Source organism: Paraburkholderia sp. (genome assembly GCF_034668105.1).
Lineage (GTDB): Bacteria > Pseudomonadota > Gammaproteobacteria > Burkholderiales > Burkholderiaceae > Paraburkholderia.
Genome location: NZ_JAXDPY010000031.1, coordinates 1 through 12704 on the forward strand (window position 1 = coordinate 1; position 12704 = coordinate 12704).

Consider the following 12704-nt stretch of genomic DNA (forward strand, 5'->3'; position numbering starts at 1 on the left):
CGGCTTTGTGAATGATCTGTAGCGATCAAACTGACCAACGGAGGAGAGATTGCCAGTCGCATGCACATTCCCGCTTGACAGCAAACCCATGTCCACATTGCGTGTGACGGTGCATCACACTGGCCGACCCGGTTGCGTTGTTCAGGCTGAGAAATCGGCTTCTTCACAACACCTGTAGCTCTGCCGAATGGCAAGGGCTTCGCATATCACGCGGTTGACGTCCAATGAGTATCAAGAATATTGCAATCCAATGCGGCTCGGTGGCAGGTGTAGCCATATTGGTCAACATACCTATCGGCATATTTCTGTTTTCAAGCGTCATGGATCGTATGGTGTTTTATGCAACCTCCGCATTGCATATTTATGGCGATGAAGCGATTGGTGACTTCCTCGTGAACGTTGCGTTCTTTTTCTCTTTATTGGTCGCAATTCTTGTTGTATTGACCGCGACTCGATTTGTTCAGCGGTGGTGTAAGTGGAGACGTTCGAATCTCAAATGACGTATTCATCAAGATCAATTCTTTCCACAGATTCCGTTCATAAGCCTGTGGATAACCCCGCGCACGACTCACGCAAGTCGTTGAACCCGTTGAGATATCACCCGCTGCTCGCCACAAGTCGCACCAGCCGCGCAAGCGGCGCAGTGCGACGCTCCGCAGGCAAAAAAAACGCGCAGCCTGCCCCTCAAGCATCAAGGCATCACAAACGTCTTCACAAGCGTCAACTCACCCGGCTTACGCATCGGCACCCGAATCGTTTCGCTCTTCTCGTTCGGCGTATTCTCGTTCGTGATGATCGTCACCTGAGCGACGGTCATATCGCTGCCGCTGTTTCCGTTGCCGTAGAAATTCACATAGACCAGATAGGTGCCCTTCAGCGGCGCCGCCGACGAATAAATCTCCGGCCCATAGCCAGTCGTCACGTCCACGTCGAGCGCGCCGCCGTTGGGCGCCACGCGCTCGCCGTACCATGTATGCGCTCCGTCCGGCGACACCACATGCAAGTCGAGATCGGTGCCATCGGTGTCCCATGCGAGCAGCACGCGCAACTTCGGCTGAGTCTTGCCGCCGTAAGCGTCATAAAACTGCACGCGCTTGCGCGACCCATCCGGCGCCCGCAGTTCGACGCTGTTGCTGCCGGAAGGAAACGCGTAAGGCCGAGAAAACTTGCCGTCTTCCTCCACGCGCTGCGGCAATGGCGTACCGTCGACTACCAGGGTGCCGACCGTGGTGCCCTTCTTCTTCGGCGTGTTACGGATCTGCCCTTCGATCAGCGCGAACTTCGACTGCCCTTCCGGCGTCGACACCGACACCGCCGGGTAATGCACGTCCTGCGTATAGCGCTCGTTGTCGCCGCCGGTATTGCGCCAGCCGTTCAACGGCGCGCCGAAGTCGATATCGCTCGCATGCGCGAGCGGCGCGGCCACCAGACAGGCAACGACGCGCATCGTCCAGCCGGCCTTTATCCAACGCGTCTTCTTCACCTTCATCGTTACTGCTCCCATCTCGCTGTTAGCGCAAAACGTCGTTCATTGGATCGGATTGTCGGTACGAATCAGCGTGCGCGCGGTACGTTCGACGAATGCCTCATCGAGGCCACGCGGATGATGCTGGAACGCGAGGTGAATATATTCGTGCGCCAACGCGATACGGTCCTCTTCGCTCTGCAGGCGATACACGTACACGCGATTACGCTGCGCATCGGCATACGGGCGCCCTTCCCGCACGGCGCATACGGCCGGCAGATCGGGCGTCTCGTAGCCCGCCGCGCCGTCCATGCGCCGTGCCCAGGACGGCGCGTTGCGCCGCAGCCATTGCTCCGCGCCGGCCACCTGGATGCAATCGCCGGACAACGGACTCTCGAACGACGTCAAGGTCGCTTGCGGCCAGGTCCGCGCGAGAATGGCGTCGAAACTGAGACCGGTTTGCGCGGACGCCTTCGCGGCAAGCCAGCTCATCTGCCCGGGCCCGGCCTTGTCGTGGTGGTACTGAACCGGCACGCCGGTCAGAACCAGCGCGTCGGTCAGATCGGCTGCACGGCGCGCGGCCGCGGTCGGCGCGCGCGGCAAGACGCGCTGCGTGCTGCTGCTGTCGTCGATACGCAAGCACCCGTGATCGCGATTGCCATGCTGCACGACGTAGGAGCGCGCCGCCACCGCCAACGCCTTGGCGGCTTCCGGCTGGCTCGTATCGCCTTCGCGCTCGACCACCCGCGCGACGTAGTCGTTCATGCCGAAGCGGCCGACCACGCGCGGCGCGCTCGCGGCGTCGCGATCGACCCGCAGTTCCCCACGGCTTCGCACACGCGCCCAGTTACCGTTGACGAAGCCGACCCGGAACTCGCCGCGCAGCGGACCGTCCGGCGCCGCTGCCGGGCCTTTGTCGCCGAGTACTTCTCGAATCGGATAACGGCTGAAGAAATCGACCAGGACACATGCGTTGTCGTCGGGAACCGGGACTTGCGTGAGCAATGGCGCAATACGCGGCGCGGCGGCCGCCAACACGCGCGCGCTGCCGCCGGGACCGCCCAGCCACACCGGCGTGCCGTCGACGAGCCAGCCCGCCGCACCGCCGATCGAGGCGCCAGGCCGCGCCGGATCCGGCATCGTCCACGTTTTAGCGCGCAGCGCGCTGCCATAGAGCGACACGGTGCCTTCGCCGCGTCCGCTGGTCAACACCGAGATCAAGGTGCTCGCCGCCGCTTCACGCGGCCGTGCCGGCATCGACTGCAACGCGGCGAGCAAGTCGGTTACCGGCACACGCTGCGCCGGCGTCATCGCGTGAAGGTCGCGCAGCCAGGCGGGCGCATGTGCGGCCGTCCAGTACTTGCGCCAATCGGCGGGATCGAGTTGCAGGCGGCCAGGCTCGAAAAAGCGTCCGCAGGATTGCACCAGCGCATGTTCGCGGTCGACGTGACCGCCCGTCATGCAGCAATACACTTCTTCAGGATCGCCGCCGCTACAGGTGTAATCCGGCGTAGCGACATTGCGATCGACCAGATAGCCGTAGACGAACAGCTTCCACACGCTGCCGAGCGGCGTCTCCAGCGTCGCCGGCAACGGACGTGCGGACTGCGGCGCGAGGCCGTCCGCGGGGGCGCCCGCGTTGAATTGCCAAAGCTGCGCTTGACCGTCGCGCAACCACGCGAAGCGCAGCGTTTGGGTCGAGGACGCGGTTGACGATGCAGCCATGGCAGCCACAGCCACGCCCCCACCACTGAACGCCCACCCCGCTCCCACGGCAAGCGCAATCCGCAGCGCAGCTACGGAACGATCGCACGAATATCGAAGAGCGGAGAACATAGCGATCTCGCTTACTGAATCCGCAAGGTCGTCACACGATCGCTCTTGCCGCCTTCGAACGCCTTGGCGTCCGGCTGATACATGCGGAAGTAGCGGGCGGCCGGCAATGCGAACGTGCCCGGCAACGCGAAACGCACCAGTTGCCGCAGCGTCACCGGACGATCGAGCAAGGGCACCGGCTGGTGATAGGCCAACTCACCCATCTCATACGAAGCAGCGCGCGCGAACGGTTGCGGACCCTTTGCGTCATCCTTTTCGCCAGGCAATCCGTCGATCGACACGCCCCAGCTGGTCGCCTCGACATCACCGCCCGGCGGCAACGGCACCTCGAGCAGGCCGTAGTGGTACGCGTTGCCCGCGCGCGGCGTGAGCTTGACCTCGTCGACGTACAGCGCATTGCTGTCGATCGCGTCGCCTGGCTTCACCAGACGCGCGGTAAACGCCGCACGGCCCAGTTGGCTCCCGGCGCCGTCCGCTTTCTTCGGCTCGACCTTCACGTCGAGCGGCTCCAGCTTGTAGAAGCGGCGTTCAACCGTGATGTTCAGGCGACTGTCCTCGCTCGTATGACTGCGGAACGACACCAGCGCGTTGACGTCGGTACGTGCGGCGCCTGCGTCGAGCGTGACCGGCAAGCCACCAGCGGCGCCTGCGTCGGAGCGTGCGGCGCCGGTCCACTTCCACAGCGCTGCGCCGGTCGGCGTCGCAGTGCGCATCCAGCCCGCGCCTTGCAGTGAAGGCAGCGAGGCCGGCGCGGTGTCGCCGCCGAGCGCTTTGCGTACCCACAGCAGCGTCAGGGCACGATCGAGCGTCGGGTAATCGGCGCTGCTCTTCGCCAGCAAGGCCGAGGCGTCGACCACCGCGCCACCATCGCCGCCTGTCATGTAAAGCAGGCTTTGCACGAGCGGCGCAGCATCGTTGGCCAATGCGGTACGCGCGGCGCTCGCCGCTCCATCGAAGCCGTCCGGCAGTTGAGCATTCGTGCCGCGTGCCATGTTGGCGATCAGCAGCGTCGCCATCTGCTTGCCACGCGGCGAATCGGCTTGCGCGAAGACGATGCTGTCCGACGCGCCATACGTGCCGTTGCGAGCCGGAGCAGACGCATCGCCCGACGCCGCCGCATCGCTCATCAAATCCGCCGCGACACCCGAGACCGGCGTCGCAATCGGCAAGCCCATCTGCTGCATGAACCACAGCGCCAATGCGCGATGCAACAGCGGCTCTTTCGCCCCGGCATCGCGATACACGTCCATCGCGTGCTGCCAGTTGTCGGCGGGCAGCGTAATACCGAGGCTGCGGCTCGCGAGCCAGTCCGCGTAATACGCGTAAGCGGTGATCAGCGAACTGCCGCCGGTCGTATCGCCCCACCAGCCGAATGTGCCGCCGACACCCGCCAGCATCGCCAGACGCTGCCGCTGATTGCGCAACAGCGCTTCGAGCCCTTGCGTGGAGCTGGCGTTGTCATTTCGGCCAATGGCATCGTGAGTGAGCGCGAGCGGAATCAGACGGCTCGAGGTCTGCTCCGCGCAACCGTACGGATAGTTGATCAGATCGTCGGCGACGCGCGCGAATTCGCTCGCCGCGTTGCCGATGAAACGCACGTTGATGTCCTGTGCATCTTGCGGCAGATTGAGCGGCTTGTTCGAGCCGTCGAGCGCCACCGTGTTCTGATGCAGATCGAGCCAGCCGCTCGCGTCGAGGTGGATCGTGGTCTGCAAGCGATCCACGTCCTGACCCGCACGACGCAAGCTCGCCTCGATCACACCGGCCTTCAGCGCGCCGCTCGGCAGACGCAGATAATTCGCGCCGCGCTTGAGCGTGACCTTCTGGTTCAACGCGAGACCGCCGCCGTTGACCACCCACTCGGCATCCATATCCGCATCGGTTTGATTAAAGGCGATCATGTCGATGGCCGGTTGATCGTTGACGCGGAAATGCGAAGGACCGCTCCACTTCAGATACAGCGCCTTGTCCGAACGCACATACGCGGTACGTTGACCGACCATGCCATCCGGCGCCGCCGCGCGCACGGTGACGCGCCAGCGCGCCAGCGAGTCCGGCATCCTGAAGGTCAGGGTGGCGTGGCCGTTCGCGTCGGTTTTCAGATTGCCTTCCCACGCGGCCGTGTCCTGATCGTCGCGACGCGGCCGTTCGAGTACCTTCACGCCGCGCTCGTTGTAGTTGGCGCGCTGCGGACCGCCCGGTGCGCCCTTCAACGGCGAGCGCGCCAGATCGTACGTAATGAACGACAGACTCGACGATGTGCGCACGTTGTTACGGCGCGGGTGATAGAAGAAGTCGACGATATTCGGCGCGATTTCCGGCTGCAACACGTAGACCATTTCATCGACCACGCTCACCGTCAGATTCGCCGCTTCCGGCTTGCCGTTCAGCGTGCTGTCGAAGTTCAGCGTGACCGTATCGCCCGGACCGTACACCGGCTTGTCGCTCTTCACGTTCAACTCGATCTGCGGCTGCGCGACCACGATGCCCGCGTTCTGGAACACGTATTCGCCGGCATGCACGTATAGCACCGAGAACGTCATGTTCGGCGCGAAGTCCGCGCCGACCTTGATACGCGCTTTCCATTGCGAAGGCGCCACGCGTTGCAGTTGCAGCCAGTCGCCGCCGGCGCTCAGCAACGCACGGTGTTCGACGTTGTCGCGCTCCAGCGTCAGGAGTGCATCGTCGACCGGCATCGGGAACGTGATCAACGCTTCGGCGGTATCGCCGATCTTGTACCTGTCGCGATCGAACACGATCTCGACGCTGCCCGGAATTGCCTTCAGACCATCGCCCGCGACCCAATGGCTCGCGGCGGCGAGCAGATTGCCGGTGTCGTCCTTGACCGAGAGCATGTACGAACCCGGTTCGTCGAATTGCACCGGGAACGACAGCTTGCCGCCTGCCGTGGCGCCTTTGAGTGCGCCTTGACCATGCGTTTGCGATTCGAGGCGCGTCCACTCCCACTTCGCCGGCGCATGCGCAGAAGGATCGAGCGTACCGAGCGCCTGCAGATCGAAGTTGACCGCTTCTTTCGGCTGTGAAAACGACCTGGCTGTGGACAGGCGATAAGGCGTCGCGCCCCGCGCGATCAGCACCTCACGCGTCACACGCACCTTGTAGGCCGCGCCGTCCTGCGCGAACAGCGTCAACGCATAACGGCTCGGCTCTTTGGCGGCGGGCAGCGTGAGGTTCGCGTTGCCGTCGCTGTCGGTCGTGAGTTCCTGCTGCTCCAGCTTGACCGGGAATAACCCTGCATAGCGCAATTCACCGTCGACGATCGTCACTTTCTGCGCGCGCAGCGTGACTGAGACCTTGCTATCGCGCACCGGCTTGCCGTCCGGATAACGCAACTGGATTGTGCCCTTCAGTGGCTCACCCGTCGCATAGTCGGCTTTATCCATCGACAGGTTGACGTCGAAATGCGGCTTCACATAGTCGGCGACGCGAAATGCGCTGCCGTACACGTCGCCGTTGTAATCGAAGCGCAACGTATAGCCGCCGGCGGTGGCATCGGCGGGCAGCGTGAACGCCGTGTCCGCACCCGTATCGGAGGCGAAATGCATCTTGCTCGTCGCGACCGGCGAGCCGTTCGGATCGAGCACATCGAGCTTGATATCGGCCTCGGCAGGCGCGCTGGATTGCGTCGCGTTCTGGAAAGTGCGGCCGATAAACTTCACATGCACCGCGTCGCCCGGCCGGTACATCGGACGGTCGGTCACCGCGTAGATCTTGGTGTTGTAGATCTCGCTGTCGTAATAGAAATTCTCGGAGACGAACACGCCGCCTTGCGGATCGGTGCCGAGCAGGTAACTGCGCTCCGGGCTCACGTGTTGCAGCACCAACGCGCCGTCGGCGCCGGTGGTGCCGCTTTGCAGCACGCCTACGCCGTCGGTCCAGTTCACGTCGGTGTTCGGCACCGGCTTGCCGTTGTCGCGCCGGGTGGTCCAAACCAGCATGCCGCTCGACGCCGCTTTCACCACCGCAACCGTGTCCGACACAAACAGCAAGGTATGCGCGCGATAGTTGCCGATCACCGCCTCGACGATATACAGCCCCGGCGGCAGCTTGCCGACCGGAATCATCACATTGCCCGAACTGGCTTCGATGAAGTTACTGCTGCTGCCCTGGAGATTCACGCCCTTGGGCGGCTCGATCGCCTTCGCGTCCCAGATCGGATAGCGAAAGCGCGCGACCATGTCATAGCCCTTCAGCGGGGCGAACTGCGAGTTCTGCTGAAATTGCGTCTGCTTGCCGGGCTGCTCGCCGAGCTTGAATTGCGGCTCGGCCTGGGTGGCCTTGCTGCGCGTCGCGAACGACAACACGCGCTGCCATGCGCGGCGTGCTTCAGTGAACCAGCGGTCCCATAGATAAGCCAGCGTATTCGCGAGCCCTTCCCCCTGATAATTCGGCGCGACATTCAGGCGATGCAGATTCTTCTGCGCCTTCAGAAAGTCCAACGGCCTGGGCACGCGATACACGACGATGTCCGCGCCGCCATACGGCTGCAACGTGTCCTTGAAATCGCGGCCGGGCGCCTCCAGCCGCACCTGCGCCAACTGATCGCTGCCGAAGCTCGCGTCCGAGAGCAGGAAGAACGGCTGACCGTCGACCTTCTGCCAGGCAAAGTTGCTCGATGGTGCCGGCTGCAAGGTCGGGTTCGCGGCGATGCTGGTATCGGCGGCGGCGCTCGAGGCGTCATCGTCGGCATACGCCGTTGGTGTGATGACGAGCGCTATGGCCGCGACGACTGCCACCACAATGACGCCCGCGCGACGCTTCAGATTGCCGAGCCACGCGCGCGACGCGATGACGGAATTGATTCGGGTCATGGTGTCAGAAAATCCAGACGAAACACGCCAACGAAATTCGGATTGCCGTCGAGCGGCTGCCAGCGGGAATCTTTCCATTGCATCAGGTCGGAGACGGCCACGGCGCGCAGACCGGTGTCGGTCGGCGTAACGGTGCCTGTGTGATAAGCGATGTAGCGATCCAGCCAGATCATCAGATGCTGGTCGTCGCCCTGGTCGAAGAACAGGAGGTCGCCGGGCAACGCCTGGTTCACGTCCTTCGAAACGAAACGGCTGTTGCGTTGAATCAGTGCGATCGCGGACGCGTACGCGCCGGTGGAACCATCGAGCTGGGTCCAGCGATTCGCGATGCCGCGTTGCGATGCCGACAGTTGCAGTTCGGGCGGCATGCTGCTGGTGTCCGCGAGACTGGTCATGCCGTTCGCGCGCAGCCATCGGGTGTCATGCGGCCTGAGCGTTTCGCCGACGGCAAAGCGCACGAGGCCCGCGCAATCGCGTTGGGTCCAGCGCGGCGTCGGGCCACGGCGCATTTGCTGATCGACGATGCGCACGAACCACGCGCGAAATGCGGCGGATTGCTGCGGTGAGAGCGCGTCGGGGTCGGGTGCGGCGGTCGTGCTGGTGAGCGCGTTTGCATAGGGCGCAAGGCTGGCCATCACGAATGCGGAAGCCGCGCGAGTGAGCCAGACGCGACGTGATGTGCGTGCTGGGTGAGCCATGCGCGGCGTAGCTACCTTGGCGGACGTCTCGAACGCGTGGGCGACCGGATGCACCACGGGCATGGGCGCAGGCACGGGCGCATCTTCACACGCCTGCGTCTGTGCGCATGCATCCGTCGCGAGTGCCATGTCGAAAACGTGAAGGCGGCGCAACTAGTCGCCCTCGGTGCCGGGCTGATCCGCGGGCGTATCGGCCACACCCGCCGCCCCACCCGCCGCCGCACCCGCTGCCTCACCGGCGTTAGCACCATCGTTGGCACCCGCCTTCGCACGATCAAACCACCATTCCACCGGCACCCAGCCCGTCGAGCCCGGCAACTTTTGCGGCAGCGTCAACGAAACCGGCGGATAGTGCGCGAGCGCGTGCAGCTTCGGCACGAGATGGGTACGCGACGCATTGCGGAACACAGCTTCCTGATCCGCCGGCAACGCCGCGCCCGCCTCGCGTTCGATCAACGCAGCGGCCGACGATGGCGTCAGCGTCAGAATCGTGCGCGGTAGACGCTGCGGCGCAAGCGTATCGGCGAGGGCCGGATAGCGCTTGTCGAGCACCGCGAGCGTATCGTCGACCAGTCGCGAATCGGGCGAGAAAATCAGATAGCCGCGCGCCAATGCAAGCGTCACCGGGAAATAGCGCTCCGCCGACAGTTGCGTTGCGAACGACGCCTTGCTGGACAAAGCCGTACCCGAGCGCGCACTGACCGGCCGCTGCCACACGGTGACGCCGTCCTGGTCGCGCTGCGTGACCGGCAAACGGCGATAGCCTGAAGCAGCGTCAGCGGATTTGGCGGCCTTCGCCTCGTACGCGCCGATCACCTCACCAAAGGTCTTGCCGAGCGCGGTCTTCAGCGCAGCGATGCTCGCGGCGTCCTGACTCTTCACGCGCGCGACGAACACCGGCGCGACCAGCGTGGACTTCGCATACCAGCAAACCGCCGCGGGGCCGGCGAGCTGCTCGCCGATTGCAGCGGCGCCCTGCGCGCCTACGTCCGCCACCTTGCTCAACAGGCCCGACGCCGCTTTCCAGTCCGCCGGCAAGCTCGTGCACGCCGCCGGATTGGCCGGCAACGCGCGCCACACATCGGCGCTATTCCACGCTTGAGGCAACTTGCCCGGCTCGATCAGCGCGGAGGTCTGCCAGTTCGCCGCCGCACGCCCGGCAGGAAGTCCGCCTGGCGGATTATCGTTCGACGAAAAATCGAATCGCAGTGCGTCGATGCCGGAGAAAAACGCCTGATAACCAAACGACAAATAATTGGCCGACACCACCAGCCGGTGCCCCTTCGGCGCATCGCCGGGCGAGTCCAGTTGATAGGCGCGCGCCGCATCGTCGCGGCCTGACGACAGCATGTCGGACACGGCGTCGGCCCGCTCGCTCAGCAAGCCGCCTTTCGCGTCGAGCAACACGCCGGGGGCGGACATGACGATCAGGCGGTCGCCCTTCGTCGCGAACAGAATCGTGCGGCCGATTGCCAGCTTCAACGCATAGACCGGAATGTCGCCGGAAAGGCTGGCTACCCGGCTCAGCTGCGCGTCGCTCGTGGCGACGTTGGCGTAGCCTTGCAGCAGCTTCGCCAGCCCGTTACGGCGCATCGACATCACCCAGTAGCCGAGGCGGCCATCGGGCGAGCGCCACAGCAGCACGTGCGCCGGTTCGTCGAATACGCGGCGGATCAGTTCATCGCGCCAGTCCAGTTGATGTTCAAATGCGAGACGCCGCAGCGCGCCCTCGGCGGACAGCCGCGTGTCGTTCGATTCGTAATAGTCGACGAAGTGCTGTGTCAGCACGTCGTGCAGCAGCGGCACGCGCAAGATGTCGCGCGGCAAACGCGAGAGCGCTTCGCTGTCGATCACCGCGTCCGGGTGATGAATATCGAGCGCGACTTCACCGGTCCCGGCGGCTTTGCGATGCGCGAAGGGACGCCACACCGCCTGAATCACCACGCCGGCCACGACCAGAAGACCGACCACCAGGATTGCAATCTTTTTGCGCGACATCTTCATCTGATTTTTTCTGGTTCGATGCGACGGTATTAACGTGGATGGCCCGTGGATTAATCCATCGGAATCACGCGCTGAAAGCAGCGCATGATAACCGATATTTTTAGCCGAAAACGGTGGTACTCGGCATTTAACACTTGGCCATGTTTTATGGGAGTTTGGCGAGAATACCGGAAGCGCTGGATTAAGCTTTTCGCAACTGCGTCCATTCGATGCAATCGCCTCGCTTAAACCAGTGTGCGGACCGTGCGCCGAGTGCAAGGCGGTATGTGCACACGCTATTGACTTGAACCGGAACACGCCGTCGATCGGCGCACGGCGTTGTGCGGCCTTACGCTGCATTGGCGCATCGGGATGCTTATGCTAAATCGCCGCGATTTGGCATTCGCATAAAAAACCCGGCCGCACATTGCATGCTCGCCCGGTTATTTCCAGTACTGCGCTTACCGCTTTTCAATCACCGCCATGTTAGCCGGATTGCTGCATTAGTCGCGTGAGTCGCCATCAAACGAACGCCAACGCCTGTTTCATTCTCTGCACGCCGGTTTCAATTTCGGCTACGCCAGGCGCGGCAAATGACAAGCGCAGTGCCGCAACGTCGATATTGTCTTTATAGAACGCGACGCCCGGAACGAACATGACGTTGCGCTCGATGCAGGCCCGCAGAGCGTCGGACGCATTCCGAGCGCCCTTCAATCGCGCCCACACGAACATGCCGCCGGCGGGACGATGAAACGCCATGCTGTCGGACAAATGCGCATCGAGCGCATCGCACAGCGCGCGGCACTTCATGGCGTAAGCGTCCACGATCCGCGGCAGATGGCGCTCCAGCGCGCCGCTCGCGAGGTATTCGGCGGCGATCGCCTGGGTCCACGGCGACCTGCACAGATCGACGGTCTGCTTGGCGATCACGCAACGGCGCAAGATTTCCGCGTGCGCGACCATCCAGCCGACTCGCAAGCCCGGCGCGACGATCTTCGACAGACTCGAAAAATGCACGACCCAGTCGCGCGAACCCGGCACCTGATCGCTCAATGCGAGCAGCGACGGCAATGCCTCCCCGCCGAAACGCAGATCGCCGTAGGGATCGTCTTCGACAATCAGAAAATGGTGACGCGCCGCCAACTTCAACAACGCCATGCGGCGTTCGAGCGACAAGGTCGCGCCCGTGGGATTGGCAAAGGTCGGCACGGTGTATAGCAGCTTCGGCGGCCGCGCTAATGGGCCCGCTGCGGTGGCCGCTGCGGTGGCCGCCGATGTGCCCAATTCCGTGCCCAATTCCGTGCCCGCTTCGAGCAACGCTGCGAGCGCGGCAACGTCGAGTCCGTCCTGATCGACCGGCACGGTCACCACCTCGGCCTCCTGCAGCTTCAGCGCCTGCAAGGTCGCCGGATAGGCGGGTTGCTCGACCAGCACCACGTCACCCGGCGCGACCATCACGCGCAACAGCAGATCGAAGCCTTGCTGCGACCCCGTGGTCACGAGCAATTCCTGCGGCGTGCAGGCCGTGCCACGGCGCGTCATCAATTGCGCGAGTTGTTCCTTGAGGACGGCGAGCCCATCCGTCGGGCCATATTGCAGACAAAGCGTGGACTGTTGCGACGCACGCGCCGCAGCCGCGTCGAGCCCTTCACGATCGAACAGATCGCTCGCCGGATAGCCGCCGGCAAACGAAATCATGCCAGGCTGGGCCAGATACTTGAACAACTCGCGGATCGGCGAACCGGTCGGCGCTTCGAAGGCGGGATTGAACGCGAACATGATGACGGGCCGCTTAGGTGACGATAGCTGTCGGTGGAAGATCGATGCCGATTGTGGCCATCGTCCACGCGGGCAGCAAACGATATCTACGCACTACGTATTGCGTTTTCC

7 protein-coding genes are annotated in these 12704 nt (G+C 63.6%); 1 reads left to right on the forward strand and 6 read right to left on the reverse strand.

Annotated features, from left to right (window positions below; genetic code table 11):
- The first annotated feature begins 224 nt into the window (after positions 1-224).
- Positions 225-500 (forward strand): hypothetical protein, encoded by a 276-nt coding sequence (locus QOC89_RS01515; protein WP_323043400.1) that lies wholly within the window; start codon positions 225-227, stop codon positions 498-500.
- Between the two features lie 191 nt (positions 501-691).
- Here QOC89_RS01515 and QOC89_RS01520 read toward each other — a convergent pair whose 3' ends face one another.
- The 6 genes from QOC89_RS01520 to QOC89_RS01545 form a co-directional block, all read right to left on the reverse strand.
- Positions 692-1489, reverse strand: a complete 798-nt coding sequence (locus tag QOC89_RS01520) for a YfaP family protein (RefSeq protein WP_323043401.1) — start codon at positions 1487-1489, stop codon at positions 692-694.
- Positions 1490-1528: 39 nt separating this feature from the next.
- Positions 1529-3301 (reverse strand): DUF2300 domain-containing protein, encoded by a 1773-nt coding sequence (locus tag QOC89_RS01525; RefSeq protein ID WP_323043402.1) that lies wholly within the window; start codon positions 3299-3301, stop codon positions 1529-1531.
- Positions 3302-3312: 11 nt separating this feature from the next.
- A complete protein-coding gene (locus QOC89_RS01530; RefSeq protein WP_323043403.1) occupies positions 3313-8133 on the reverse strand; it encodes an alpha-2-macroglobulin in 4821 nt (1606 codons plus the stop codon).
- Positions 8130-8831, reverse strand: coding sequence for a DUF1175 domain-containing protein (locus QOC89_RS01535; protein WP_323043406.1), 702 nt, complete (start codon positions 8829-8831; stop codon positions 8130-8132). The genes QOC89_RS01530 and QOC89_RS01535 overlap by 4 nt, the downstream gene beginning before the upstream one ends.
- Before the next feature lie 153 nt (positions 8832-8984).
- A complete protein-coding gene (locus tag QOC89_RS01540) occupies positions 8985-10835 on the reverse strand; it encodes a DUF2138 domain-containing protein (RefSeq protein ID WP_323043404.1) in 1851 nt (616 codons plus the stop codon).
- Positions 10836-11336: 501 nt separating this feature from the next.
- The gene (locus QOC89_RS01545) at positions 11337-12593 is read right to left on the reverse strand and encodes a PLP-dependent aminotransferase family protein (RefSeq protein ID WP_323043405.1); all 1257 of its coding nucleotides are present in this window, start codon (positions 12591-12593) and stop codon (positions 11337-11339) included.
- Between the last annotated feature and the right edge of the window lie 111 nt (positions 12594-12704).

Excerpts from the sequence above, each read along its gene's own strand:
- QOC89_RS01530 (WP_323043403.1), bottom strand. The coding sequence starts at position 8,133 with ATGACCCGAATCAATTCCGTCATCGCGTCGCGCGCGTGGCTCGGCAAT.
- QOC89_RS01540 (WP_323043404.1), bottom strand. The coding sequence starts at position 10,835 with ATGAAGATGTCGCGCAAAAAGATTGCAATCCTGGTGGTCGGTCTTCTG.
- QOC89_RS01545 (WP_323043405.1), bottom strand. The coding sequence starts at position 12,593 with ATGTTCGCGTTCAATCCCGCCTTCGAAGCGCCGACCGGTTCGCCGATC.
- QOC89_RS01515 (WP_323043400.1), top strand. The coding sequence starts at position 225 with ATGAGTATCAAGAATATTGCAATCCAATGCGGCTCGGTGGCAGGTGTA.
- QOC89_RS01535 (WP_323043406.1), bottom strand. The coding sequence starts at position 8,831 with ATGGCTCACCCAGCACGCACATCACGTCGCGTCTGGCTCACTCGCGCG.
- QOC89_RS01525 (WP_323043402.1), bottom strand. The coding sequence starts at position 3,301 with ATGTTCTCCGCTCTTCGATATTCGTGCGATCGTTCCGTAGCTGCGCTG.
- QOC89_RS01520 (WP_323043401.1), bottom strand. The coding sequence starts at position 1,489 with ATGAAGGTGAAGAAGACGCGTTGGATAAAGGCCGGCTGGACGATGCGC.